Here is a 25478-nt window from a genome sequence, read left to right on the forward strand (position 1 = left end):
AGTCGGGCAGGGCTGATTTCGAGCCCCTGAGGCGGGGTGCCCGGAGCACAGTACACACCGTCATCGACCGCTCTCGCACGGTGTAACAGGAGTTCTCTTCGAAACTGACAGCTCTCTGTTCACTTCTGCGTCAAGTGTCTGAAATGGCGCGTGGAGAAAGGGAGTTGAGTTGCCGGGGGCGATGCATCGGGCGCGGAGGCGGAGCGCTGCGGGGGATGTCGCGCATCCGTCGAACCGGGCGGGCCGCGGGATGGGGTGTGCGCACGAATCGATCGTCTCAACAGCTGATTCCGCAGCTGCGTCTTGCCCATACGATGCTTTCGGTCGTATCGTCCGGACATTCCGTCGCCGACACCACCGGGGTATCCCATGGACCGCCGCACCCGCCTCCAGGACCTGCTCGCCCGGGAGAGCGCCGAGGCCGAGCGGCGCAATCCGCGCTCGAAGGCCGCCTACGCCCGCGCCGAGCATCTCTTCGGGCGGGTGCCGATGACCTGGATGAACAAGACCGCCGGAGCCTTCCCCCGCTATCTCGACACCGCCCGGGGCGCCCGCGTCACCGACATCGACGGGCACGAGTACATCGACTTCAGCCTCGGCGACACCGGGGCCATGGCCGGCCACTCGCCCGCCGTGGTCGCGGAGGCGGTGCGGCGCCGGTTCGCCGAACAGGGCGGTGCCACGGCGATGCTGCCCACGGAGGACGCCGAGTGGGTCGGCGCGGAGCTCACCCGCCGCTTCGGGCTCGCCCGCTGGAGCTTCTCGCTCACCGCGACCGACGCCAACCGCTGGGCGATCCGGCTCGCCCGTGCCGTCACCGACCGCCCCAAGATCCTGGTGAACAGCTACAGCTACCACGGCAGCGTCGACGAGTCGCTCATCGTCGTGGGGCCGGACGGGCAGGGTACGGCCCGCCCCGGCAACGTCGGCGCTCCCTGCGATGTCACGCTCACCAGCCGCGTCGCCGAGTTCAACGATCCCGCCCAGCTGGAACGGGAGTTGGCGCACGGCGACGTCGCCGCCGTCCTGATGGAACCCGCGCTCACCAACATCGGCATCGTGCTGCCCGAGCCCGGCTACCTGGCCGCCGTACGCGAACTGACCAGGAAACACGGCACGTTGCTCATCATCGACGAGACCCACACCTTCTCCGCGGGACCGGGCGGCTGCACCGCCGAGTGGGACCTCGAACCCGATCTGCTCACCATCGGCAAGGCGATCGGCGGCGGCATCCCGGCTGGTGCCTACGGCCTCTCCGTCGAACTCGCCGACCGGCTGCTCGGCCGCGCCGACCTGGATCTGGTCGACATGGGCGGGGTCGGCGGCACCCTCGCGGGCAACGCGCTCTCCGTCGCCGCGATGCGCGCCACCCTCGAACACGTCCTGACCGACGAGGCGTTCGCCCATATGGCGAAGCTCTCCGAACGCTTCGCGGCCGGTGTCCAGGAGGGCATCGACGCCCACGCGCTGCCCTGGACGGTGAGCCGCCTCGGCGCCCGCAGCGAGTACCGCTTCGCGTCCCCGGCCCCGCGCACCGGCACCGAGTCCGAGGCGGCGGGCGACCCGGAGCTGGAGGACTTCCTGCACCTCTACCTCGCCAACCGGGGCATCCTGCTCACCCCGTTCCACAGCATGGCGCTGATGTGCCCCGACACCACCGAGCAGGACGTCGACACCCACACCCGGGTCTTCGCCGAAGCCCTCGCCGAACTGGCCGACTGACACAGGGAGTTGGAGAACAAGCACGTGGACGACATCGACCGGGCCATCCTGCGCGAGCTCCAGACCGACGGACGTATCGCCTACGCCGACCTCGGACCGAAGGTCGGCCTGTCCGCGTCGGCAGCTCGCCAGCGGCTCCAACGCCTCTTGGATTCCAAGGCCGTTCAGGTCGTCGGGGTGACCGACCCGATGGCCATGGGCGGGCAGGCCATGGCCATGCTCGGCATCGAGGTGGACGGCGACCCGCGCACGGTCGCCGACGAACTCGCCCTGCGCGACGAGGTGGTGTACTCCGTGCTCACCTCCGGCGGCTTCGACCTGTTCGCGGAAGTGGTCACCCCGGGACCGCGGGACCTGCTGGACTTCGTCAACGACGTCGTACGGCCGATCGAAGGGGTCAGGAGCGTCCAGTCGTTCCCGTACTTCGGGATCCACACCCACCGGTTCCTGTGGGACGTGGGGTGACCGCCGCCTGAGCGCGGGCCCGAGATGCCGTAGTGATCCCGTGGGCGTCTAATGGGGGTGTCGGAAATGTCCCCTGGCGGAAAAGGCCGAGGTCATGACGCCCACGGATTCCAGTGCAGGGGGCAGCGGGGCCGCAGCCAAGGGGGTGCTGAGGAGGCTGGGGGAGTGGTGCGCCCGGCACTTCGTGATCGTCGTCGTGGCCTGGCTCGTCGCGCTGGCCGCGCTCCAGGTCCTCAACAGGTCCTTCGGGGGCGACTATTCGGACGACTTCTCGCTCTCCGGCGTACAGTCCCAGCACGGTCTGCAGGTCCTGAAGGACCACGATCCGGCGGCCGGCGGCTACAGCAGCCAGATCGTCCTGCACGACAAGGACAAACAGCTCACCTCGCTGAGCTCGCAGATGTCCGAGACGGTCGGCGACCTGCAGAAGCTTCCGCACGTCCTGTCGGTGCAGAACCCGCTGCCGCAGCCCGGAGCGCAGCCACCGACGTCCACCGGTCCGAACGTGGGACCCCTGTCGACCGACGCGAAGACCGGCTACATCACCATCCGCTTCGACGTCCAGCCGTCCACCCTCGGTGACGGCTACCTCCACGGCGTCGACAACTCCGTGAAGCCGCTCCGCGCCGCCGGCGCCCAGGTCGAGTACGGCGGACCGCTCGGCGAACTGGCCCGCCCCGCCGCCGACGACCGGGTCAGCGAACTCATCGGGTTCGCCGTGGCCATCGTCGTGCTGCTGATCGGCTTCGGCAGTGTGATCGCCGCCGCGATGCCCCTGGTGACCGCGCTGATCAGCGTGATCGGCGGACTCGCGTGCCTCGGACTGCTGGCGGCGGCCTTCACCTTCGCGACGGTGTCACCCACCCTCGCGACGATGATCGGACTCGGCGTCGGCATCGACTACGCCCTGTTCCTGATCACCCGTCACCGGCAGAACCTCATGAACGGCGCGGATCCGGTGCGCGCCGCCGGACAGGCCACCGCCACCAGCGGCCGAGCCGTGCTCGTTTCCGGCTGCACAGTGATCATCGCGCTCGCCGGACTCTTCGTCTCCGGAGTGCCCTTCATCGGCAAACTCGGGCTCGCGGCCGCCGTGACGGTCGTGTCCGCGGTCATCGGCGCGCTCACCCTCGTACCCGCCCTGCTCGGGCTCGTCGGCAAACGGATCGACCGCTACCGCGTGCGCCGCCCGGTCGCCGAGACCGACGCCGAGCCCGGCACCGAACCCACGGGCACCTGGCACCGCTACGCGCAGCGCGTGGAACACCGGCCGTGGACCTTCCTCGCGGCGGGCGTCGCGGCCGTCGTCGTCCTCGCGATCCCGGTCTTCTCCCTCCAGCTCGGTCACATCGGCGACGGCGCCGACCCCACCTCGTTCACCGACCGGCGCGCCTTCGACCTGATGACGGACGCCTTCGGGCCCGGCTCCAACGGCCCTCTCACCGTCGTCATCGACCAGACGGGCGTCCCGTCCTCGCAGCGCCAGGACCTCACCACCCAGGCACAGAAGACCCTCGACGGGGTGCAGGGCGCCGCCAAGGTCACCCCGCTGACGACCACCAAGGACGGTGACGTCCTGGTCGGCACCGTCTACTCCAAGCAGTCCCCGCAGAGCGCCGACACCACCGACCTCACCAACCGCCTCGTCCACGACACCCTCCCCGACGCGGTCTCCGGCACCTCCGCCAAGGGCTACGTCACCGGCACGACGGCCGCGCAGGTCGACTTCCGCGACATCGTGTCGAGCCGGCTGCCCCTGATCATCGGTGTGGTCGTCGCCCTGGCCTTCCTGATCATCCTCGCCGTGTTCCGCGGCCTCCTCGTCGCCGTCAAGGCCGCCGTCCTCAATGTGCTCTCGATCGCGGCCTCCTACGGCGTCGTCGTCGCCGTCTTCCAGTGGGGCTGGGGCGGCCCCGCGCTGGGCGTCTCCGGCAAGGTGCCCATCGAGAGCTACGTCCCGATGATGATGTTCGCGATCATCTTCGGCCTGAGCATGGACTACGAGATCTTCCTGCTCTCCCGGGTCCACGAGGCCTGGCTGCGCACCGGCGACGCCGAGGCCTCCGTCGCCCACGCCCTGGAGATCACCGCGCGCGTCATCACCTGCGCCGCGCTGATCATGGTCAGCGTCTTCGCGGCCTTCGTCCTCAGCGACAACATCGTGGTCAAGATGCTCGGCCTCGGCCTGGCTGTCAGTGTGCTCATCGACGCGACGGTCGTACGGCTGCTGATGGTGCCCGCCGTCATGACCCTGCTGGGCCGGCACGCCTGGTGGACACCCCGGTTCCTGGACCGGATCCTGCCGCACATCGACGCGGAGGGTGAGCAGGAGGCGCGGTGAACCTCAGTCGTCGGGCGTCAGGACGAGCATGGTGACGTCGTCCCGGATCTCCTCCGAGTACCGCAGCACATCGGCCCACACCCGCTCCGCCAGGTCGGCCGGGTCCCCGTCGGCGAGCGCGGGGAGCCGCCCGGTGAGCGGATAGAAGGCACCGGAGGCGTCCCGTGCCTCCCACACCCCGTCGGACGCCAGGAACAGCCGGTCCCCGGGCCGCAGCGGCACCGTGACGGCACCGAGCGGACCCGAGTCGGCCAGACCGAGACCCAGCGGCGTCCACGGCACGATGTCGATCTCCGCGACGCGCCCCTCGCGCAGCACCACCGGAGCCGGATGCCCGCAGGCCACGATCCGTACCGCCCGCGCGTCCGCCGAGAACTCCAGCAGTACGGCCGTGGCGAACAGCTCCGCGTGCGGCGACCGCGCCGAATCCACCACGAGCCTGCGGTCGAGCCGCGCGGCGACCGACTCCAGCTCCTGCCGGTCGAGCACCGCCTCCCGGAACGCGCCGAGCAGCGAAGCCACCGTCGCCACGGCCGACAGCCCGTGCCCCTGCACGTCCCCCATCACCGCCCGCACCCCGAACGGCCCGTCCCGCACATCGAAGAAGTCACCCCCGACCAGCGTCCCGCGCTGCGCCGCCCGGTACAGCCCCGCACATCGCACCGGCCCCACCCGCTCCGGCAACGGCGGCGCCACGGCCCGCTGCGCGGCCTCGGCGACCGTACGCTCCAGATCGAGCTGGGCGTCCCGACGACTCCGTACGAACGAGATGAACACACTCAGCAACGCGACGAAGCAGATGGTCAACAGGTCCGTACTGCCCGGATCGTTGAGGTGGAAGGCCGGGACGGTCAGCAGCGCGACGCTGAGTCCGCCGTAGAACACGGTCGCCACCACGCCGTACGACAGACCGGCCAGCGGCGGAATGGCACCCAGCACGAAGCCGACGTCCAGCCGGTTCCGACTCATCAGCGTCGCCACGCCCACACCGACGACCAGCACGGCCGGCAGCACCCGCACCCACATGGGAGCGGGCGCGCCCCGGAGCCAGCCGCGCCGGGTCGGCTCCCGGTTCCGGCGCGACACGAGACCCCGCACCTTTCCCACACCACCACGCTCCTACGACGGGACCGGCCCCGCACTCCGAGCGCCAAATCGATAGATCAACTGAAAGATCGGTCAGATCAGTCAATATTCACCAATCCGCAAGGGGTGGCCGTTCCGAATCCTCGAGCGTCAGGGAAGTTGGCACGGAGGACGGACGGTATGACACCAATCGCCAGGAGCGGTGCGCGGCGCAGGAGCCTCGCCACCCTCGTAGCAGGTGCGCTGGCCGCCGGGGGACTCGCAGCCGCCGGTATGACCACGCTGGAACCGGGGGCGGCTTCCGCCTCCAGTCACCGGGAGGCCCCGCTGATCTCGGGGCACCCCAAGTACGACAACACGGACGTGTACGCCTTCGTCAGCCCGGACGATCCGGCGACGACGACGATCATCGCGAACTGGATCCCGTTCGAGGATCCGGCGGGCGGCCCGAACTTCTACACGTTCGCGGACGACGCCCAGTACGACATCCACATCGACAACAACGGTGACGCGCAAGGCGAGTTGCTGCTGCGCTACACCTTCAAGACACACACGAAGAACAAGAAGACGTTCCTGTACAACACGGGCCCGGTCACCAGCCTCGACGACCCGGACCTGAACGTCACCCAGACCTACGACGTCGACCTGCTCAAGCTGCACAACCAGAGTCTCGTCTCGAAGACGAAGCTCGCCGACGACGTACCGGTGGCCCCGTCGAACGTCGGCAAGGCGTCGATGCCCGACTACGCCAAGCTGCGCGAGCAGGCGGTCCGTCAACTCGCCCACGGAGGGCGGACGTTCGCCGGCCAGGCGGACGACCCGTTCTTCCTGGACCTGCGCGTCTTCGACCTGCTCTACGGAGGCAACCTCTCCGAGGTCGGCAACGACACCCTCAAGGGCTACAACGTCAACTCGATCGCCCTGCAGCTGCCCACCGACATGATCACCGAGTCGAAGCAGCAACCGGTCGTGGGCATTTGGTCGACCACCCAGCGAAGGAACGCCCAGGGCGACTACGAGCAGGTCTCGCGGCTGGGCAACCCGCTGGTCAACGAGGTCGTCAACCCGCTGAAGGACAAGGACAAGTTCAACGCGTCCTCGCCCTGGAACGACGCCCAGTTCCTGAAGAACGTGACCAACCCGGAACTGCCGAAGCTCATGGAGGCCATCTACAAGATCAAGGCACCCGCGGAACCCCGCAATGATCTCGTCGACGTCTTCCTCAAGGGCGTCAAGGGCCTCAACCAGCCGCCTGGTGTGCGACCGGCCGAGATGCTGCGCCTGAACACCTCGATCAAGCCGACCGCCGACCCGAAACGGCTCGGTGTCCTCGACGGCGACAACGCGGGCTTCCCGAACGGGCGCCGGCTCACCGACGACGTCGTGGACATCTCGCTCCAGGTCGTCGAGGGCGAACTGGTCGGCGCCAAGAACGACTTGGGGGACGCGGTCGACTCCAATGACCAGAAGTTCGGCGACTCCTTCCCCTACCTGGCCCAGCCCGTCGCCGGTTCGCGAGGCCCGCTCGCGAAGGGCACGGCCGGTGGCAACAGCGTCCGCGACCAGGTGGGCAACGCCCTGCAGCCGACCGGCTCGGCCGACGGCACGAGCAACACCGGTCTGATCGCCGCGTCGGTGGGCTCGGGCGCGGCAGGGATCCTGCTGATCGGCGCGGGTCTGGCGTGGTGGCGCCGGCGCATGCAACGGCCGAACTGAGCGGCACGGAACGGGAGAGGGCGGGGGCCGCGCTCCCGCCCTCTCCGGCTTCAGAACGGCGTGAGCGTCAGCCGTATCCCCGTCGGTGCGGTGTCCTGGACGTACGACGCGAAGTCCGCCACGTCGTCGAAGGCGAAGCCGTAGGCCCGGCCGTCGGCGGTGGCCGCGTGCACCGCCCGCGCGTAGTGGTTCGTGAGGTCGGTGCGGTAGAACTCCGAGGCGTCGGTGGTGGGTTGGGCTGAGTTCGACAGCAGCGTGGAGCGGTTGAAGCCCGCGCCGAGGACGGCCGCGACCGGGCCCGTGGTGCCGTCGTTCGGGGCGGCCAGACTGCCGTCGCAGAACAGTACGTCCCGGGTCGACGGCTTCGCGAAGGAGACCGGGGCGGGGCCGGTGAAGGCGAACCGGTCGGCGCGCACCCGGCCGGTGAAGGCGCCCGCGTTCGTGGTGACGGTGAGGTCCTTGCCGGTGTAGGTGCTCCACACCTCGTCGATGTACGGAGCGAAGTAGTCCGCCGCGAACAGGCCCGCGTCCAGCCCGTGCCCCGGCGCGATGACCCGCGTGTCGTCCACGACCAGCGGGGCGAACGCCTCTACCTGCCGCACCGCGGCGAACACCGACGCCCGCCCGCCGTCGCGCAGCGTGCCCGTCGTCTGGTCCTGGGCGCCGGTCAGCCGGATGCTCAACGGCACGCTGAACATGTCGACCATCGTCGTGTTGCAGAACATGCCCGACGTGTTGTGCGTGAACTCGGCGCAGTCGTGCAGGACTTGGTAGTTGGGGTCGGACGTGACCCAGTCGGCCGGGTACTGGAGCGCCGGGTTGCCGTTGCCGTCCGCCACCGCCTTGAACTTGAGCTTCGCGCCGAGGGAGACGTAGACGCGGCCCGACAGGTACGGGAGTGAAATCGTCGTCTCGGCGCCGGAGTTGAGGCTGATCGCGTAGTCCGTGAAGCCGTCGGCACCGTTGTCCGAGAGCGCTATCGGCGCGAGCGTCCCGTCGGGGGCGACCCGCACTTGTTTGCCGTCCACGTTGCCGACGATGTAGACGTGCACGCTCGCGTTGTCGAATGAACCGCTGTTGTTGACCAGCGTCAACGGCAGCCCGCCCGCCTGATCGGCGTTCGTCTCCATGGACTTGGTGTCCGCGAGGGCGTGCGGTGCGAGGGCCGCGACTGCCGGAGCGGCCACCGCCGCCCCGCCGAGGGCGAAGAGGAGCTGACGGCGGCCGAGCGTGCGCCGATGACGGGAAGTCGGGGGAGTCATGTGGGGGGCCTCCGTGCGGGTCGGGCCGTTCGGAGCGGACGGTGCCGACGCTTTGAGAGCGCTCTCACAGCGTGCGTCGGCACCGCCGCCGGGGCCTGATATTACGCAGGAGCGCTGCCTCGGCCAACGGGTCGAGGAGAAGTCGTCACCACGTTGACCTGCGGAAACGAGATGAGACGGGTCGCTTAACCCGTGCTTAAGGGCCACTTAAGCGCGCGGCGAAGCATTCACCCGCACTTCATCACCCGTACCCGGGTGCCTCTTCCCTCCCATCGCGCGGCCTCCTAGCCTCGCGACGCCCCCTGTCTCTTCGGTCCCATGTCCCTTCCCCGAAAGGCGACTTGACGCATGCGTCACCAACTACTGGGCACGGCAAGACGGTTCGGCGTCGGAGTCGCGGCCGCGGCGGTCACGACCGCGCTCGCCGCAGCCGCCCCGTTCCCCGCCCTCGCCGCGGCGAGCGGCACCTCCGGCGAGCTGTCCTCCCTCGTCGACCCGCTGATCGGATCCTCCAACGGCGGCAACACCTACCCCGGCGCCACTCTCCCGGGCGGCATGATCGCCTGGTCCCCGACCAGCACCACCGGCGACCAGACCAGCACGGGTGCCGCCAACGGCTACGAGTACGGCGCCACGCGCATCCGCGGTCTGAGCCTCACCCATGTCAACGGCGCCGGCTGCAACCCCGGCGCGGCGGGCGACGTACCGATCATGCCGTTCGTCGGCGACGTCACCTCGTCACCGTCGGCGGACACCAAGGACGCCGTCTACGCGTCGAACTTCTCGCACGCCGACGAGAAGGCCACCCCCGGCCGCTACACCCTCGGCCTCGCCTCCGGAGCCACCGCCGACCTGGCCGTCGGCAAGCGCGCCGGAGTCGCCGACTTCACCTTCCCCGCCGACCGCCCGGCGAGCCTCCTCTTCCGCGTCTCCAACTCCCTCAACGGCAGCGCGGACGCGCACGTCGACATCGACACCGCCCACCGCAAGGTGACCGGCTGGGTCCTCACGGGAGCCTTCTGCGGGCGCCGCGCCAACGGCGGTGTCAACAACCGCAAGAGCTACTACCGGCTCTACTTCAGCGCCTCCTTCGACCGTGCCTTCTCCTCGGTCGGCACCTGGCACGACAGCACGGTGTCACCCGGTTCGGCGACCGCCTCCGGAGGCGAGGGATACGCCACCGGCGCCGACCGCGCGGGACGCGGATCCGGCGGCTGGGTCGGCTTCGACACGGCGGCTGACAACGATGTCCACATGCGGATCGGCATCTCCTACGTCAGCCTCGCCGGGGCCGAGACCAACCTCCGCCAGGAAATCGCCCCGCACGCGCGCGTGGCCGACGTCGCCAAGGCGGGCGCCCGCGCGTGGGACCGCGAGTTGAGCACCGTACGCGTCGACGGCGGCACCCCCGCCCGCCGCCAGACCTTCTACACGGCGCTCTACCACGCCCTCACGCAGCCCAACCTGATCAGCGACACGGACGGCCGCTACTGGGGCATGGACCAGGCCGTCCACCGGCTGGCGCGCGGCCAGCGGGCGCAGTACAGCAACTTCTCCGGCTGGGACCAGTACCGCGCCCAGATCCAGTTGCTCGCCCTCCTGGAGCCCACCGTCGCGGGCGACTTCGCTCAATCGCTCTACAACTTCGCCCAGCAGAACGGCGGAGTCTGGGACCGCTGGGTGCACATCAGCGGCGCCACCCACGTCATGACGGGCGACCCGTCCGCCGCGACCCTGGCGACCTTCTACGCCATGGGCGTACGCAACTTCGACTACCAGGGCGCCTTCGACTCGCTCGTCCACCAGGCCACCGTGCCCAACCCCGACGAACTCTCGGACGCCGGCTGCCCCGGCCAGTGCGTGGGCCAACGCCCCAACCTGGCGCAGTACATGACCTCCCACTACGCCGCCCAGGACGCCTGCCACTGCTGGGGCGGCGCCGCCGAGACCCTGGAGGACGCGGTCGCCGACTCCGCCCTCGCCCAGTGGGCGAAACTGCTGGGGCGGACGGAGGAGGCGAAGGCCTTCGAAGCGCGAGGTGCCTACTGGCGCAACGTCTTCAACCCCGCCACCGGCTACATCCAGGCCCGCAACCTCGACGGCTCCTGGGTGACCCCGTTCAACCCGGCGAGCGACCTCGGCTTCGCCCAGGGCTCGGCCGCCGCCTACGTATGGATGGTCCCGCAGGACGTGCAGGGCCTCGCCGAGGCGATGGGCGGACGCGAGACGGCCGCCACCCGCCTCGACGCCTTCTTCCACACGGCCGACGGCGCATGGTCGGTCCGGGGCGGCGACGCACTGCGCTACGACCCGACCAACGAGCCCGACATCCACGCCCCCTGGCTCTACAACTCCCTGGGACAGCCCTGGAAGACCCAGGCGACCGTCCGCCAGATCCTCGACACCGCGTACGGCACCGGCCCCAAGGGCCTGCCCGGCAACGACGACCTCGGCACCATGTCCGCCTGGTACGTCCTCTCCGCCCTCGGCATCTATCCGCGCACCCCGGGCAGCGCCGACCTCCTTCTCGGCGCACCGCTCTTCCCGAAGGCGGTCCTCGACCGACCGGGCCGCACGGACATCGTCATCACGGCACCCGACGCCGACGACACCCACCCGTACGTCGACGCCGTACGCCTCAACGGCCGAGACCTCACCCGCTCATGGACCGGCGCGGCCTTGACCCTGAAGGGCGGCAGGCTGGACTTCAGGCTGGCCACCGAACCGGACACGACCTGGGCGACCGATCCGGAGGGCCTCCCGAACTGACCCGCACCGCGGCCGGCGGCCCCGTCGTCCGCCGGCCGCAGGATGCTCGCCCGGACAGCCGGAAGGGTGTCCGGCGGCCGGTCACGACTTCGAACGGGGCTGGGTCGTCGGGATCCGGTGGGTGAAGAACATCGCGAGCAGCGAGGTGAGGGCGAGGATCGCCAGTGCGGCGCGCAGTCCGTCGAGTCTCGCGTCGGCGTTCGCGTCGAGCGCCGCCTGTGTGACGTCCGAGCTCGTGCCCTCCTTGTCGAGAGCCGCCTTGAGCTGGGCGTCCGACAGGAAGGGCACACCGCTTTGGAGTTCGACGCTCGCCGAGCTCTTCACGCGCTCCGGGACATCCGGGTTCTGCTCGATGTTGCTGATGAAGGAACTCGTGAGCGCGGCGATCAGGATCGACCCGGCGAGTGCGGTACCGATCGAGGAGCCGAGGTTGGTGACCGCGTTCTGGACGCCGCCGACCTCCGCGCTCCGCTCGTCAGGAACCGCGGACACGGTGACCGAGCCCAGCTGGGACGCCAGCGCGCCCATGCTGAGCCCGATCAGCAGGAGGGGGACGGTGACGACCTCCGCACCCGCGTCGGCGTCGAGCGCGGCCATCAGGACCACCGCTCCGGCGAACAGGGACAGGATCCCGAGCCGCACCACCCGCCGCGGTGAGACATGCGGAAGGAAACGCGGGATGAGGATCGCGGCGGCCAGCAGGGTCAGCGAGAGCGGCAGGATGCGTGCGCCGGTCTTGAGCGCGGACAGGCCGAGGGCCACCGACAGATAGAGGGGTACGACGAAGAACACGCCCATCTGGACGAGGTACTGGAAGAAGAACATCGTCAGCCCGCCGGTGAGCTGACGGTTCCGCAGGAGTGCCGGGTCCACGAGCGGCTCCCTGCGCCGCTCCACGAGCCGCGCCTCCCAGCGCAGGAACAGCCAGATCAGGATCAGCCCGGCCAGCATCAGCCAGACGACCAGCGAGATCCCGAGCCAGGAGGGTGCGTCGGGCTTCGGCTGGAACCAGCCCCACTCGTCCGAGCGAAGGACGCCGTAGACGAAGATCCCGAGTCCGAGGGCGGAGAGGGCCGCGCCGACGAGATCGATGCGCGGGTGGCTCTCGGCCGGCGCGTCGGTGATGCGGCGGCAGAGGGCCAGGATGCCGAGCACGATCACGACTTCACCGGCGAACACCCAGCGCCAGGAGAAGTACGTGGTCGCGACGCCTCCGATGAGCGGCCCGAGGGCGATCGCCACGGCTCCCGCGGCCGTGACCAGTCCGTAGGCGGCGGGTCGGCGTTCGACACCGAAGTTGGCGGCGACGAGCGCCACGATCGCGGGTAGGATGAGCGCCGCCCCGAGGCCCTCCAGGAGTGCCCAGCCGAACAGGAGCACCGGCAGGTTCGGGGCCAGCGCCGTGGTCAGGGAGCCGCACCCGTACACGGCGCAGCCGATCATGAACGCGCGTTTGTGGCCGATCAGCGCGCCGACCTTGCCACCCGGGATCATGAACATCGCCATGACGAGGGTGTAGGCGGTGATCGCGCCTTGGATGCCCGTCACCGTCGTGTTCACGTCGTCGGCCACTGTCGCGATCGAGACGTTCATGACGGAGCTGTCGAGGGCCATCAGGAATTGGCCGGCCGCGAGTGTCACCAGGACCGGTCGTGCGGTCGCCGGACTCTCAGCGCTGTGTTCCCGGGATGCCATGGGCGCATCGTCGCAGCGACCGCGGCGATCGAACCGCGACCCGCCACCGAGGTCAACCGGTTGGCGGGTGGGTCCGCCGGACACCGGGTCCGGGCGCGCGGAAAGTCGTGCAGTCACCTCGGGCGGGTGATCCGGCGGGGCCGTACAGCGGGCAGCATGCGGGGAAGAGGGTCCCCAGCGCGGTGGGAGAGGGTGGTGCCGGCATGCGTTACGAGTTCCGTGTCGACGGTCGCGTCTCCATGGCACTGGCCGAGGCGTTCCCGGAGCTGGCGACGGAGACCGGTTCCGAACAGACGGTCTTCACCGGCTCGGTGACGGACGAGGCGCATCTGTACGGACTGCTCCTGCGTTTCCGGAACCTGGGACTGCGCGTCGACGAGATGCGCCGCCTGCCGGATGTGGAGACGCGTGCGACAGGGAGGACGCGATGACAACGACATATCAGGTCAGCGGCCACCTCACCGTGGCCGAGCGAGTGGCACGGGGCCGGGCGGCCCGTTCCGCCGCACCACGGTCGAGCCACGCCGGGTTCGTCCCGGCCGAGCGGCGGCCCGATCCCGTCGGCGTTCTGGAGCAGCAGGCCGTCACCCGGGTACCCGAACTGCTGCCCATCCGGTACGGGCGGATGGTGGAGTCGCCCTTCCGGTTCTACCGGGGTGCCGCCGCGATCATGGCCGCCGACCTCGGCCAGGCGCCTCACACGGGCATCACGGCCCAGCTGTGCGGCGACGCCCACCTGCTGAACTTCGGCCTGTTCGCCTCGCCCGAACGGCACCTGGTCTTCGACATCAACGACTTCGACGAGACACTGCCGGGCCCCTTCGAATGGGACGTCAAGCGGCTGACCGCCAGCTTCGCCGTCGCCGGCCGCGCCAACGGTCTGGACGACGACCAGCGCGCCGCCATTGTCACCGAGGCGGTGCGGGCGTACCGGGAGCGGATGCAGCGGTTCTCCGGCATGCGCACCCTGGACATCTGGTACGCCCAGGACGACGCCGACCGGCTTCACGTCCTGCTGCCGGGCAAGAAGACACGCCGACGGACGTCCCGGGCCATGGCCAAGGCCCGTACCCGGGACAGCCTCCAGGCGTTCGACAAGCTCACCGGTGTGGTCGACGGCGAGCTCCGGATCGTCGCCGACCCACCCCTCATCACGCCGCTCGGCGATCTGGCTCCGGGCACCGAGTACCAGGAACTCGGAGGGCCCGTGCGCACGCTGATCGCCGACTACGGGCGCAGCCTCTCCACCGAGCGCCGGCACCTGCTGGAACGCTTCCGCCTTGTCGACGTGGCGCGCAAGGTGGTGGGGGTCGGCAGCGTGGGGACCCGTTGCTGGATCGTCCTCATGGTGGGCAGGGACGAAGGCGATCCACTGCTGCTCCAGGCCAAGGAGGCAGGGGAGTCCGTCCTCGCTCCGTACTGCGGCCCCGGCCGCTACGACAACCAGGGCAAGCGGGTCGTGGCCGGGCAGCGGCTGATGCAGGCGAACAGCGACATCTTCCTCGGCTGGGAACGCGTCACGGGCATGGACGGCAGGCTGCGCGACTTCTACGTCAGGCAGCTGCGCGACTGGAAGGGCACACCACGGCCCGAGACCATGACGCCCGCCATGCTGCGCCTCTACGCGGGCCTGTGCGGTGGTTCGCTGGCCCGCGCCCACGCCCGTTCGGGCGATCCGGTCGCCATCGCCGCCTACCTCGGCACCGGCGGTGCCTTCGACCGCGCCATGGTCGAGTTCGCGGAGGCGTACGCCGACCAGAACGAGCGCGACTACGAGGTCTTCGCCGAGGCCGTGCAGGCCGACCGGGTCACCGCCATGGCCGCCTGAGTCCCGGTCGCCCCTCGGCACCGGTCACCCTTCCCGGGTGACGACGGACCGGCCGGCCGGGTGGAGGCTCTGACACGAGCGGCTGCGGGCCGCAGCCGTACGAGGAACGGAGGTCCCGCAATGGCCACCACCATCCACCACCGCTCAGCGGGGGTTCAGTCCGCCGCCACCGGACTCACACTGTTCGCCGCGGTGATGCTGTTCGTCGCCGGCACCCTGGACCTGTTCCGGGGGATCATGGCGATCGCTCAGGACGACGTCTTCGTCAACACCCCGAACTACGTCTTCAAGTTCGACCTGACGAGCTGGGGCTGGATCCAGCTGTCGCTCGGCGTGATCGCCATGATCGTGGGCCTCGGCCTGTTCGCGACGGCCACCTGGGCGAGGGTCGTCGGGGTGGGCATCGCGGCGCTGCTGATCATCGCCAACTTCCTCTCCATCCCGTACTACCCCGTCTGGTCGCTCACCCTGATCGCCCTCTACGGGTTCGTCATCTGGGCGCTGTGCGTGGTCCAGCGGAAGGACCAGAACGGCTAGCGAGGGTTCGACGGGGCTTCGGCCCCGCCGAGTCCCTGCCGGTCCGCACCCTCCGCCACCGCGACGAGCAGCGGATCCCGGAAGGTGCGGGCGAGGCGGTCCAGCAGCGCGAGACGCTCGGCCAGCGGGGCTCGCCGGTGGTCCGGGGCGACTGCGGCGACGGTGTCGAGCAGCACCCGTACGCGCCGTACGACCTGCAAGGACGCCGACCCGTAGTCGAGGATCTCGTCCAGCGCCAGACTCACCAGCTCGTGCCATGAGGGGGCCGACCGGCGCAGCCGGGGTGTCCCGTCGGCGTCGGTCACCAAGGTCACGCCGAGCGGACGCGCGACGAGCCGGACGAGGGTCTCCTCGATCTGGTCCAGTGCCTGCACGGCGGTCGTGGGGTCGTTGACGGCCGGTGAGAGCGCGCGGATCGCGATGTCGGCCAGGAGCCGGAGACCGTACGCCGGGTCCTGGACGATGGTGCGGACACGGTCGACGCGTACGCAGGAAGCCAGACGTCGCAGGGGGACGGGACGTGGTTCGTGCGACGGCTCCGGCCCGTGCACGTACCCCAGGACCGTGCCTTCACAGACATGGTCCCCGGGACCGACAGTGAGCGAGACACGAGCATCCCGGTCCGTCGCGATGCGCAGCAGCCGACGCTCGTCGACGCTCCGGACGACACCCGACCGCCCGGTGTGCACCAACGGAACCCCCGATCCGGAGGCCCAGCCGTCCGCCGCGCCCGAAGCCACCGCCGTGCCGCCGGGCGGGAGCGCGGCGTCGATCGACCCGGCCATGAGCTCACCCACCGCCCGGGCGAGCCCGCCGCCGGTCACCAGGTGCCGGAGCCCGGTAAGACTCTGCAGCAGCACGGCCGTGTCGACGACCACCAGGGCGACGGCCACGGTCACGGACAACCGCGGTGTCTCGTCGGGCCGGATCTGGGCCAGCACGACCAGTGCGTACACCGCGGTACCGGTCACCAGCCCCACGACGGCCAGCGACCGGCGGAAGTGGCCGATGACCCCGATCAGCCGCGGAGACATGTTCTGCACGGTCTGGATGACCAGGGTGACCGCGGTGATGACGAACCCAGACAGGGTGATCATGCCGCCCGCGATGGCGGCGAGGGTCGTCGCGGCGGTTCCCGGGTCGTAGGTGAGGCCGACCTGGGGGAGAGAGTCCTCCCAGTGCGGCAGTCCCAGGCCGAGTCCGACCGCCGCAGCCATCGTCGCCACCGCCACGGCCGGGCTCAGGAACGCGGCCAGGCGCCTGACGCGGGGCGTGGTGACGGGACCTCGCGTGTGCCACGGCTCAAGCTCCACGCGATCACCGTAAGAGCCGGGCGTCGTTCGCGCGCGCCAAGTCACACCGGGGTGGACCACCCGCGACGGGTGATGCGTGATGGAGGCCGGAGGCCCCTGCCGGGGCCGTCCGCGCGGACACCTCAGTGGCAGTGCCGCATGATCCAGTGCGCCCCGTGATCCGCCGCTACGTAACGGTGACGCAGCCGCTCCGGCAGGTTCCACGGCTCGTCGAGCCGGATGACTCCGGGACGGTGCCCGTGCCGGGCGGTCGCCTCGGCCAGCTCCTCGGCGCACTGGTGGAGCCGCCGCAGCGACCGCTCATCGGCGCCGTCGCCGGCGTTCAGCTCACCGTACGCGGCCTCCACGGCCGCCAGGGCATCCGCGAGGTTCGCAGTCCCGGGAACGAGATCCGTTGCCATGGCTCTGCCTCCTGGTCGTATCTCGACCACGTGGTGCGCGGGTCGAACGGGCTCCTGGTGTTGAGGATGCGGCCACCGAGCCGCCCGTGAGGCCACCCGTACCGGGTGATCCGCCGCCTGGCGTGCCGGTGGAACGTGGTGCCGTCAACACCACCCGGCTGCGGCCATCGGAGGTCAACATGTCCGACTACCCCCTGCTCGACGCGTTCCTCACCATGATGTGGTTCTTCCTGTGGGTGCTGTGGTTCATGCTCCTGTTCAGGGTCATCGGCGACATCTTCCGCGACGACAAGCTCGGCGGGTGGGGCAAGGCGGGCTGGACCCTCCTCGTGTGCGTGCTGCCCTACCTGGGCGTCTTCGTCTATCTGATCGCCCGGGGCAAGGGCATGGGCAAGCGGGACGTGCAGCAGGCGCAGGCCCGGGAGCAGCAGTTCCGCTCCTACGTGCGGAAGGCGGCGGCCGATAACACGGCGCCGCGGGCCAACAAGGCGGACGAACTGGCCACGCTCGCCGGCCTGCACGACCACGGCGACATCACCGACGCCGAGTACGAGAAGGCCAAGTCCAGGGTGCTCGCCGCGTGAACTAGCCCGTCCCCGTGATCCGGTCCGCCGCACGCCCGGGCCGGATCACTCATGAAGGCGGCGCATCTCCACCACGTGCAGCCCCAGCGACTGGAAACGCGTCAGCAGGCCGTACAGCTGTACCTCGTCGGCGATCTGCCCGGACAGCACGGTCTGCCCGGGCGCGACGACGCTCTCGAGCTCCGGGAACGCCTCGGTCATCGTGTGGGACATCTCCCCGTCGACACGGATCTCGTAGCGCATGAGCGTGCTTCTCTCGCAGTCGTACGGCGGCTCCGGGCCACACGCTCCATGCTGGGGCGGCCGGACGGTGTGCTGCATCACCCGTCCCAGGTGACCGGCACCTCCTCACAGGAGGCGCAGCTCCCGGGCGTGCCGCACGGCTTCGCTCCGCCGGGTCGCGGCGAGCTTGCGATAGATGTTCTTGAGATGGGTCTTGACGGTGTTGACCGACAGATGGAGGTCCGCGGCGATGTCCTCCGTCGACATTGTCTGGGCCAGCCGTTCCAGCACCTCGTGCTCACGCCCGCTGAGCGGCTCGGTCAGGAGGCCGGGGCCCGTGTCGTGCGCGTGAGGTACCCGGGTGTGTCCCAGGAGCGCGGGCGGCAGCCAGTCGTGCCCGCGGGTCAGTTCCGGCCGCCGGCGCACCAGGTGCCGCAGCCACGGTCCGGCCTCGACGAACGGCCGCCTCAGCCGCGCGGGCCGGGCCGTGGACAGGGCTCTCGCGGTCAGACGTTCCGCCGCGGAGCTGTCGCCCAGCGCGTCGGCGGCCTGCGCCCGCGCCAGCAGCACCCTGGTCGTGATGGCTGGGCCGTCTTCCGGTCCGCCCGGGAGTGAGCCGAGCAGCTCCAGCGCCTCCTCGACGGCGCCGACGGCAAGCCGGGCGCGGGCCGCGGCCACCACGCTCTCCGGCCCGGCGGCCCGGTCCTTCCCCAGGATCTCCGTGGCGACCTCCGGCCGGCCCGCCGCGAGGTGCGCGCCGGCCATCGTGAGGGCCGTGCGGTCGGACACCCATGGCGAGGGCTCGGCGACGGCGTGCGGTTCCTCCAGCTCGTCCAGGACGTGGAGTGCCCCTTCGGGGTTGCCCTTGGCGAGCAGGAGACGGGACCGCAGGAGGCTCAGGCCGGCGAGCACGATGGGATCGTGCGCGGCCGCCGTGGAGGCGGCGGCCTGATCGAGGTTGGCATGTGCGGCGGTGAGCTCGTCACGGTCGAGGGCTACGGCGGCCAGCACCAACTGGGCGACTCCGGTACGAGTGGCGGGAGGCAGGCCGCCGCGCTCCGCTTCGGCGACCGCCTCCCGCGCATGCCGCTCGGCACGGTCGGGCCAGCCTCGCAGGAAGTCGATCAGCGCCAGCCGGCTCAGACACTCGTGCCGGGGGAACGCGGTGTGCGGACCGTCGTGCAGACGCACGGCTGCGGACAGAGTCGACCGGGCGGCGTCGAAGCGCCCCGCCCACAACTGGGCCGATCCCAGGTCGGTGAGCATCAGCGCCCGCAGCTCGGGGTGGGCTTCCAGGCGCTCGGCGGGCACGGCGCGCCGCGCCGCCTCCACGTCCTGTGCGGCGGCCTCGGCCAGATCGGCCGCGCCGGTCATCCGGGCGGCGAGCACCCGCAGCTCGGCGCAGCTGAGCCGTAGGGCCGCGGACGGGGGGCCGTCGTAGTGGAGGTTGTCCTCGGCCCGGCGCAGATGGTCGAGCCCTCGGTCGACGTCGTGGCGGGTCAGATGCCGGGCGGTGCGCACCAGATCCGCGGCGGGACCGGGCGTGGCCGGGGGCATCTGGGAGAAGAGCCGGTCGAGGCGTTCGGCATCCAGCCCCGTGAGCAGCTGCCCGATCGCCAGCTCCTCGACGAACTGGTGCGACGTGCGTTCCCAGTCCCCGCCGGCCGCGGCATGGGGCAGCGCCTCCGCGAACCTCCCCGCCTCGCTGAGCCAGCGTGCCGCCCTCCGGTGCAGTTCGGGTTCGAGCCCCGGGCAGCGGACCCGCAGATGGACCCGGAGGATCTCGGCGAAGAGCGGATGGAGCCGGTACCAGGAGTGGCCGACGGGCCCCACGAACGCGTTCGCGCGCCGCAGCCCGGCGAGGATCGGGTGCGCGTCGTCACGGCCCGTGAGGGCATTGGCCAGGTCGGGGTGGATCTGTTCGAGGATGCTGCTGCGCACCATCAGGTCCTGGGTCTCGGCCGACTGTGTGTCGAGCACCTCGGCGAGCAGGAAGTCGGCGAGCGTGCTCTGGCCCGCTTCGAAGTTCTTCAGGAAGATGTCGGGATCCTCGGCCCGCTGCGCCGCCAGGATGCAGAGCCGCAGCCCGGCGGCCCAGCCTCCGGTCCGCTCGGTCAGTGCCCGCACGCCCCGGTCCGACAGGTGCATGCCGTGCCTGTTCAGCAGCTCGGCCGTCTCCTCCTGCCGGAACGCCAGGTCGGCGCCGCGGATGTCGGTGACCTGGCCGGCGGCGCGGTAGCGGTGCAACGGCAGCAGTGGTTCCGTACGGCTGATGAGGACCAGGCGCAGCCCTTCGCCCACATGGCGGAGGACGAACTCGAGCTCGTCGGCGATCTCCGTCGAGCCCGCCACACGGTCGAACTCGTCGAGCACCAGGACGACGGGCTCCGTCAGTTCACCGAGATGCGCCGCGAGCCTGGCGAGCAGCGAGTGGTCCACCTCGCCGGGGCGGGCCGGGCTGCCGACGGTGTCCGGCGGACCCAGTCCGAGGCGCCGCATGGCCTCCAGCACGTAGGTCCAGAACACACCGGGGGCGTTGTCCTCGGTCTCCACCGTCAGCCACGCCGGACGGCTCGGCGACTCCTCCATGGCGATCCAGTCGGCCACCAGCAGCGTTTTGCCCGCGCCCGCAGGCCCGTTGACAAGGGTTACGGGCACCTGCATGCCCAGAGTCAGCCGCTCGACGAGCCGCGGCCTGCGCACGAACGTGTCCGGAGGAGCAGGCACACTGAACCGCGCTGCCAGGAGCGGATCACCGCTCGGCGCGAGGCGTTCGGCAGCAGCGTCCCGGTGTCGGCCGGAGGTCGGATCGGGCATGGCACTCACCGCAACACCGCAGTTCGCAGTCCGGAAAAACGCCTACCGATTGATCATCGCCCCGGGCCCGGAATGCCGCAATGGATGCAGGTCAGCCCCCGGCCCGGACGACCTGCGGCCGGACGCGCCGCCGCGCCGCTCTTCACCCGGGACGGGTGAGGCGCGAGGGCGCGGGTCCGGCGCACCGTGGGGGGCAGGGAAAGCGTGGTCCCACCGGGACGACGGGGGCAGGGGAGCGGGCCCCACCGGGACGACCTGGAAAGAAGGCACGGCCCATGTCCGAGACCCACCGCCAGATCCTCCCGATCCCCGACGTGCGTCGCCTGGGACCGATCACGTACGACGCGAAGGACCCGGACACCTCGTTCCCGCCCATCCTCCCGCTGCTGCCGCCCGAGCAGGCACCGAACGTCATGCTGATCATGCTCGACGACGTCGGCTTCGGCGCCCCCAGCACCTTCGGCGGTCCCTGCGAGACCCCCGTCTTCGACCGCCTGGCACAGAACGGCCTGCGCTTCACCCGCTTCCACACCACCGCCCTGTGCTCGCCGAGCCGTGCGGCGCTGCTGTCCGGCCGCAACCACCACTCCGTGGGCATGGGCGGCGTCACCGAGATCGCCACCTCCGCCCCCGGCTACAACTCGATGCGCCCCAACACGAAGGCGCCCCTCGCGGAGATCCTCAAGCTCAACGGCTATTCCACGGCCCAGTTCGGCAAGTGCCACGAGGTCCCCGTGTGGCAGACCAGCCCGGCCGGCCCCTTCGACGCGTGGCCCACGGGCGGCGGCGGTTTCGAGTACTTCTACGGCTTCATCGGCGGCGAGACCAACCAGTACGAGCCCGCGCTGTACGAGGGCACGTCACCGGTCGACCCGCCGAAGACCCCCGAGGAGGGATACCACCTCACCGAGGACCTGACCGACCGGGCCATCGGCTGGGTGCGCCAGCAGAAGACCCTGATGCCGGACCGCCCGTTCTTCTGCTACTTCACACCGGGCGCCACCCACGCGCCGCACCATGTGCCAGCGGAGTGGTCCGACCGCTACCGCGGCCGCTTCGACATGGGCTGGGACGCGATCAGGGAGGACACCCTCGCCCGGCAGAAGGAGCTCGGAGTCGTCCCGCCGAACGCCGAGTTGACGAAGCGGCACGCGGAGATCCCCGCCTGGGAGGAGATCCCGGCGGAGTTCCGGCCCGTGCTGGCCCGGCAGATGGAGGTCTACGCAGGCTTCCTCACCCACACCGACCACCACATCGGCAGGCTGCTCGACGCCCTGGAGGAGCTGGGGATCCTCGACGACACGCTGACGTACGTGATCACCGGCGACAACGGCGCCTCCGCCGAGGGAGGGCTGCGCGGCAGCTTCAACGAGCTGCTCGCCTTCAACGGCATGGCGCAGATCGAGACGCCGGAGTTCATGGCCTCCCGCATCGACAAGTTCGGCACCCCGGAGGCGTACAACCACTACGCGGTCGGCTGGGCGCACGCCATGGACACCCCCTACCAGTGGACCAAGCAGGTCGCCTCGCACTGGGGCGGAACCCGCAACGGCACCATCGTCCACTGGCCGGCCCGCATCCGGGCCAACGACGAGAACCGCGGCCAGTTCACGCACCTCATCGACGTCGCCCCGACGATCCTCGAAGCGGCCGGGATCCCCGAGCCCACCACGGTCAACGGCGTGCAGCAGTCGCCGATGGAGGGCATCTCGATGCTCTACAGCTTCGAGGACGCCGACGCGCCCGAGCGCCACGACCAGCAGTACTTCGAGATGTTCGGCAACCGCGGCATTTACCACAAGGGCTGGTCCGCCGTCACCAAGCACCGCACCCCATGGGTGGCGACAGGCAGCCAGGTCGCCTTCGACGACGACGTGTGGGAGCTCTACGACGGCTCCACCGACCCCAGCCAGGCCCACGACCTGGCCGCCGAAATGCCCGGGAAGCTGCACGAGTTGCAACGGCTCTGGCTGATCGAGGCCACCCGGTACAACGTCCTGCCCATGGACGACCGGACCGCCGAACGCTTCAACGCGGAGATCGCGGGACGGCCCGAACTCATCAAATCCGACCACCAGTTGCTGTACGGCGGCATGGGCCGGCTGACCGAGAGCAGCCTGGTGAACGTCAAGAACAAGTCGTTCGCCGTCACCGCGGAGATCGCCTCGACCGACGGTCCCGTGGAGGGCGTCATCCTCGCCCAGGGCGGCAGCTTCGGCGGCTGGAGCCTGTACACCAGGCACGGCCGGGCCAAGTTCGCGTACAACCTCTGCGCCCTGGAGATCGCCCAGGTCGAGGCCGAGCGCCCGCTGCCCTCCGGAGAACACCAGGTGCGCATGGAGTTCGCCTACGACGGCGGCGGACTCGGCAAGGGCGGCACCGTCTCCCTGTACTACGACGGCGACAACGTGGGCGAGGGCCGCGTCGAGCACACGCTGCCGTTCCTGTTCTCCGCCGACGAGACCGCCGACGTGGGCCTGGACACCGGCACTCCGGTCGCCCCCGACTACGTGAGCCCCGACGGCGCGTTCACCGGTGACATCCACTGGGTCCAGGTCGACACCGGGCCCAACGACGCGGACCACTTCATCCGGCCCGAGGACCGCATCCGTATCGCCATGGGACGCCAGTGACCAAGTCAGTGCCCATGACGTCGTAGCAAGGAGAAGGATCATGGACTATCCGCTGCTGAACGCCTTCCTGACCATCATGTGGGTCTTCCTCTGGGTCCTGTGGTTCATGCTGCTCTTCCGCGTCTTCGGCGACATCTTCCGGGACGACTCGCTGAGCGGCTGGGGCAAGGCCGGATGGTCGGTCTTCTGCGTCGTCCTGCCGTTCCTCGGCTGCTTCGTGTACCTCATCGCCCGCGGCAAGGGCATGGGCGAGCGCGCGATGCTCAGGGCACGCAGGAACGAACAGGAATTCCAGGCCTACGTCCGGGAGGCCGCCAACACCGGCGGTGGCACGCCCGCACCCACAGGTCACGTCGAGGAACTCTCGAAGCTCGCCGGCCTGCACGACCACGGGGACATCACCGACGCCGAGTACGAGCAGGCCAAGGAGAAGGTGCTCGCCGGCTGACGGTGGGTGAGGAAGGGGCACTGCCATGGACGTGGGACCTGTCGAATACGTGATCGTCGCCTTTCCCGGCAACCGCTTCCGGGGCGAGATCGCACCGGAGCTGAGAGCTCTCGTGGCGAGCGGCACCGTACGGATCCTCGATCTGACCTTCGTCAAGAAGGACGCGGACGGCGCCGTCTCCTACATCGAGCTCGACGCCCTCGACCCCACGGAGGCATCGGTGTTCGACGACATCGAAGGAGAAGTCGGCGGGCTGTTCACCCGGGAGGACCTCGCCCTGGTCGCCGGGGAACTCCCGCCGGACTCGTCGGCGGCCCTCCTCCTGTGGGAGGACACCTGGGCCGCCGGAATGGCCGGCGCGGTCCGCCGCGCCGGGGGCCGGCTCGTCGCCCATGAGCGCATCCCCGCCGAAGTGGTGGAGCGGGCGTACCAGGACGCCGCCTGAGGCGGCACACGCGCACCGGAAAGGGAAGGTGAGTGCCATGCTGGGTCGCCGTCTGGCGCGTCGTGAACGTCCCGGCCTCGTCGGAGTGGCCGCCCGTACGGCGGTGGCCGCCGGCACTGCGAGCGCGGTCTCCGGCCGGGTCGCCCGGCACCGGGCAGAGCGTGCCGCCGCACAGCAGACCGTGCCCGACGCGGAAGCCGCCGGGCACGCGTCCTCGGGGCTGACGGACGAGGAGATCTCCAACCTGGAACGCCTGGGCAAGCTCCATGAGCAGGGCGTGCTGTCGGACGAGGAGTTCGCCGTCCAGAAGGACCGCATCCTCAGGGGCTGACGGACCTACGACTCCTCGCCCTCCGCAGGAGTGCCCAGCCACCGCGGGAACGGCCCCGAAACCGCGGTGACCTGGCCGAGCGCGACTCCGGCGACGGCCACGCAACTGCACCCGATCAACCACGAGAGCAGCGTGAACACGTAGCCGAGGGACCCGAACTGGTCGATGCTCCGCTTCATGGTCGCGGGCATGAACAGGCCCGACGCATAGACGAACGCCACCATGCCGACGCCCGTGAGAACGGCTCCGGGCAGCAGCGGCAGCCAGCCGATGCGCGCCGCGAGCAGCAGATGCTGCGTCCACCACCACAGCAGTACGGAGGTCGCCAGCGAGAGCAGGACACCGAGCCAGGTGCCGCCTCCGAAGCCGTGGCGCAACGGAGCCTGCAACAGCACCGTGGCCAGCCAGCCCAGCAGCCACGCCAGCCAGCGCCACGCGGCCATTCGAGTGCCGGCCTTGGGCAGATCCCAGCAGCGTTCGCACACCCTCTGCAGGGCGCGGCTGAGGGCGGTCGCCGAAATGAGCGTGACGACGATTCCGACGGCTCCGTACGTCTCCTTCGTGCCGCCCTGCGCGCCGAACGTCTTCTCGATGTCCTCGACCGGCGCGTCACTCCCGAGCATGGCCTGGACGGAGTCGACCAGCACGTCCTTGACCGGCTTCGGTGCGAACGCGGCCACGACGATGAGCAGCGGCAGCGCGGCGAGGAACGTCTGGGCCGCCAGCCGCGCGCTGGCGTCCATCCAGTTCACGCTGATCAGCCGGCCGAGCATCCGACCGATCACCGGTGTCCGCCGGGGCATGTCCTGAGCCGCCCTCGCCCAGTCCCCGAGCTGCTTACGATTCACAGTCCATTCCTCGCA

Annotated in this window: 21 protein-coding genes; 13 read left to right on the forward strand and 8 right to left on the reverse strand. The window is 70.3% G+C overall.

Annotated features, from left to right (window positions below):
- The first annotated feature begins 369 nt into the window (after positions 1–369).
- From SSP08S_RS23310 to SSP08S_RS23320, 3 genes are all read left to right on the forward strand, one after another.
- The gene (locus SSP08S_RS23310) at positions 370–1722 is read left to right on the forward strand and encodes a transaminase (RefSeq protein WP_019070051.1); all 1353 of its coding nucleotides are present in this window, start codon (positions 370–372) and stop codon (positions 1720–1722) included.
- 24 nt (positions 1723–1746) lie between these two features.
- Positions 1747–2187, forward strand: coding sequence for an Lrp/AsnC family transcriptional regulator (locus SSP08S_RS23315; protein WP_026178750.1), 441 nt, complete (start codon positions 1747–1749; stop codon positions 2185–2187).
- Positions 2188–2281: 94 nt separating this feature from the next.
- Positions 2282–4528: an MMPL family transporter gene (locus SSP08S_RS23320; RefSeq protein ID WP_026178751.1), complete on the forward strand. Its 2247-nt coding sequence runs from the start codon at positions 2282–2284 to the stop codon at positions 4526–4528.
- A gap of 3 nt (positions 4529–4531) precedes the next feature.
- Here the strand turns inward: SSP08S_RS23320 and SSP08S_RS23325 are convergent, their stop codons facing one another.
- Positions 4532–5635, reverse strand: coding sequence for a PP2C family protein-serine/threonine phosphatase (locus tag SSP08S_RS23325; RefSeq protein WP_019070054.1), 1104 nt, complete (start codon positions 5633–5635; stop codon positions 4532–4534).
- A 159-nt stretch (positions 5636–5794) separates the two neighbouring features.
- Between SSP08S_RS23325 and SSP08S_RS23330 the strand changes: the two genes are divergently transcribed.
- A complete protein-coding gene (locus SSP08S_RS23330) occupies positions 5795–7330 on the forward strand; it encodes a DUF4331 family protein (protein WP_026178753.1) in 1536 nt (511 codons plus the stop codon).
- Between the two features lie 50 nt (positions 7331–7380).
- Here the strand turns inward: SSP08S_RS23330 and SSP08S_RS23335 are convergent, their stop codons facing one another.
- Complete coding sequence (locus tag SSP08S_RS23335) at positions 7381–8592, reverse strand: beta-1,3-glucanase family protein (RefSeq protein WP_019070056.1); 1212 nt, start codon at positions 8590–8592, stop codon at positions 7381–7383.
- A 348-nt stretch (positions 8593–8940) separates the two neighbouring features.
- On the opposite strand from SSP08S_RS23335, the gene SSP08S_RS23340 reads away from it, so the two are divergent.
- Positions 8941–11361, forward strand: coding sequence for a GH92 family glycosyl hydrolase (locus SSP08S_RS23340; protein ID WP_019070057.1), 2421 nt, complete (start codon positions 8941–8943; stop codon positions 11359–11361).
- Between the two features lie 81 nt (positions 11362–11442).
- On the opposite strand, the gene SSP08S_RS23345 is transcribed toward SSP08S_RS23340, so the two are convergent.
- Positions 11443–13056 (reverse strand): MFS transporter, encoded by a 1614-nt coding sequence (locus SSP08S_RS23345; RefSeq protein WP_026178754.1) that lies wholly within the window; start codon positions 13054–13056, stop codon positions 11443–11445.
- A 203-nt stretch (positions 13057–13259) separates the two neighbouring features.
- On the opposite strand from SSP08S_RS23345, the gene SSP08S_RS23350 reads away from it, so the two are divergent.
- The 3 genes from SSP08S_RS23350 to SSP08S_RS23360 all read left to right on the forward strand — a co-directional run bounded on the left by SSP08S_RS23350 (position 13260) and on the right by SSP08S_RS23360 (position 15421).
- On the forward strand, positions 13260–13487 hold the full coding sequence (locus tag SSP08S_RS23350) for a DUF8691 family protein (protein WP_019070059.1): 228 nt from the start codon (positions 13260–13262) through the stop codon (positions 13485–13487).
- Positions 13484–14884, forward strand: coding sequence for a DUF2252 domain-containing protein (locus SSP08S_RS23355; protein WP_019070060.1), 1401 nt, complete (start codon positions 13484–13486; stop codon positions 14882–14884). Before SSP08S_RS23350 ends, SSP08S_RS23355 begins: the two co-directional genes overlap by 4 nt.
- A 120-nt stretch (positions 14885–15004) precedes the next feature.
- Positions 15005–15421 carry a DUF7144 family membrane protein gene (locus SSP08S_RS23360; protein ID WP_019070061.1) on the forward strand — a complete coding sequence of 139 codons (417 nt, stop codon included), beginning with the start codon at positions 15005–15007 and terminating at the stop codon, positions 15419–15421.
- On the opposite strand, the gene SSP08S_RS55710 is transcribed toward SSP08S_RS23360, so the two are convergent.
- The gene (locus SSP08S_RS55710) at positions 15418–16734 is read right to left on the reverse strand and encodes a DUF2254 family protein (protein ID WP_019070062.1); all 1317 of its coding nucleotides are present in this window, start codon (positions 16732–16734) and stop codon (positions 15418–15420) included. The genes SSP08S_RS23360 and SSP08S_RS55710 overlap by 4 nt on opposite strands.
- A 122-nt stretch (positions 16735–16856) precedes the next feature.
- Positions 16857–17135, reverse strand: a complete 279-nt coding sequence (locus tag SSP08S_RS55715) for a hypothetical protein (RefSeq protein WP_019070063.1) — start codon at positions 17133–17135, stop codon at positions 16857–16859.
- Between the two features lie 179 nt (positions 17136–17314).
- On the opposite strand from SSP08S_RS55715, the gene SSP08S_RS23375 reads away from it, so the two are divergent.
- On the forward strand, positions 17315–17719 hold the full coding sequence (locus SSP08S_RS23375) for an SHOCT domain-containing protein (protein ID WP_026178755.1): 405 nt from the start codon (positions 17315–17317) through the stop codon (positions 17717–17719).
- A gap of 45 nt (positions 17720–17764) precedes the next feature.
- Here SSP08S_RS23375 and SSP08S_RS23380 read toward each other — a convergent pair whose 3' ends face one another.
- Positions 17765–17962, reverse strand: a complete 198-nt coding sequence (locus SSP08S_RS23380; protein ID WP_026178756.1) for a DUF8691 family protein — start codon at positions 17960–17962, stop codon at positions 17765–17767.
- 105 nt (positions 17963–18067) lie between these two features.
- A complete protein-coding gene (locus tag SSP08S_RS23385; protein ID WP_051105961.1) occupies positions 18068–20758 on the reverse strand; it encodes a winged helix-turn-helix domain-containing protein in 2691 nt (896 codons plus the stop codon).
- A gap of 275 nt (positions 20759–21033) precedes the next feature.
- Between SSP08S_RS23385 and SSP08S_RS23390 the strand changes: the two genes are divergently transcribed.
- Genes SSP08S_RS23390 through SSP08S_RS23405 form a run of 4 tightly spaced genes read left to right on the forward strand, consistent with a single transcriptional unit; the run spans position 21034 to position 24615 of the window.
- Positions 21034–23391 carry an arylsulfatase gene (locus SSP08S_RS23390; RefSeq protein WP_019070067.1) on the forward strand — a complete coding sequence of 786 codons (2358 nt, stop codon included), beginning with the start codon at positions 21034–21036 and terminating at the stop codon, positions 23389–23391.
- Between the two features lie 40 nt (positions 23392–23431).
- Positions 23432–23839 carry an SHOCT domain-containing protein gene (locus tag SSP08S_RS23395; protein ID WP_019070068.1) on the forward strand — a complete coding sequence of 136 codons (408 nt, stop codon included), beginning with the start codon at positions 23432–23434 and terminating at the stop codon, positions 23837–23839.
- A 25-nt stretch (positions 23840–23864) separates the two neighbouring features.
- Positions 23865–24284: a DUF6325 family protein gene (locus SSP08S_RS23400; RefSeq protein ID WP_019070069.1), complete on the forward strand. Its 420-nt coding sequence runs from the start codon at positions 23865–23867 to the stop codon at positions 24282–24284.
- Between the two features lie 37 nt (positions 24285–24321).
- Entirely contained in the window at positions 24322–24615 is a 294-nt protein-coding gene (locus SSP08S_RS23405; protein WP_019070070.1) for an SHOCT domain-containing protein, read from the forward strand.
- A gap of 5 nt (positions 24616–24620) precedes the next feature.
- Here SSP08S_RS23405 and SSP08S_RS23410 read toward each other — a convergent pair whose 3' ends face one another.
- Positions 24621–25463 (reverse strand): YhjD/YihY/BrkB family envelope integrity protein, encoded by an 843-nt coding sequence (locus SSP08S_RS23410; protein WP_245607939.1) that lies wholly within the window; start codon positions 25461–25463, stop codon positions 24621–24623.
- Between the last annotated feature and the right edge of the window lie 15 nt (positions 25464–25478).

The sequence above is a fragment of the Streptomyces hokutonensis genome, from assembly GCF_000376565.1.
Lineage (GTDB): Bacteria > Actinomycetota > Actinomycetes > Streptomycetales > Streptomycetaceae > Streptomyces > Streptomyces hokutonensis.

Coding starts and splice junctions, on each gene's coding strand:
- SSP08S_RS23310 (WP_019070051.1), top strand. CDS start 370: ATGGACCGCCGCACCCGCCTCCAGGACCTGCTCGCCCGGGAGAGCGCC.
- SSP08S_RS23320 (WP_026178751.1), top strand. CDS start 2,282: ATGACGCCCACGGATTCCAGTGCAGGGGGCAGCGGGGCCGCAGCCAAG.
- SSP08S_RS23330 (WP_026178753.1), top strand. CDS start 5,795: ATGACACCAATCGCCAGGAGCGGTGCGCGGCGCAGGAGCCTCGCCACC.
- SSP08S_RS23335 (WP_019070056.1), bottom strand. CDS start 8,592: ATGACTCCCCCGACTTCCCGTCATCGGCGCACGCTCGGCCGCCGTCAG.
- SSP08S_RS23340 (WP_019070057.1), top strand. CDS start 8,941: ATGCGTCACCAACTACTGGGCACGGCAAGACGGTTCGGCGTCGGAGTC.
- SSP08S_RS23345 (WP_026178754.1), bottom strand. CDS start 13,056: ATGGCATCCCGGGAACACAGCGCTGAGAGTCCGGCGACCGCACGACCG.
- SSP08S_RS23350 (WP_019070059.1), top strand. CDS start 13,260: ATGCGTTACGAGTTCCGTGTCGACGGTCGCGTCTCCATGGCACTGGCC.
- SSP08S_RS23355 (WP_019070060.1), top strand. CDS start 13,484: ATGACAACGACATATCAGGTCAGCGGCCACCTCACCGTGGCCGAGCGA.
- SSP08S_RS23360 (WP_019070061.1), top strand. CDS start 15,005: ATGGCCACCACCATCCACCACCGCTCAGCGGGGGTTCAGTCCGCCGCC.
- SSP08S_RS55715 (WP_019070063.1), bottom strand. CDS start 17,135: ATGGCAACGGATCTCGTTCCCGGGACTGCGAACCTCGCGGATGCCCTG.
- SSP08S_RS23375 (WP_026178755.1), top strand. CDS start 17,315: ATGTCCGACTACCCCCTGCTCGACGCGTTCCTCACCATGATGTGGTTC.
- SSP08S_RS23380 (WP_026178756.1), bottom strand. CDS start 17,962: ATGCGCTACGAGATCCGTGTCGACGGGGAGATGTCCCACACGATGACC.
- SSP08S_RS23385 (WP_051105961.1), bottom strand. CDS start 20,758: ATGCCCGATCCGACCTCCGGCCGACACCGGGACGCTGCTGCCGAACGC.
- SSP08S_RS23390 (WP_019070067.1), top strand. CDS start 21,034: ATGTCCGAGACCCACCGCCAGATCCTCCCGATCCCCGACGTGCGTCGC.
- SSP08S_RS23395 (WP_019070068.1), top strand. CDS start 23,432: ATGGACTATCCGCTGCTGAACGCCTTCCTGACCATCATGTGGGTCTTC.
- SSP08S_RS23400 (WP_019070069.1), top strand. CDS start 23,865: ATGGACGTGGGACCTGTCGAATACGTGATCGTCGCCTTTCCCGGCAAC.
- SSP08S_RS23405 (WP_019070070.1), top strand. CDS start 24,322: ATGCTGGGTCGCCGTCTGGCGCGTCGTGAACGTCCCGGCCTCGTCGGA.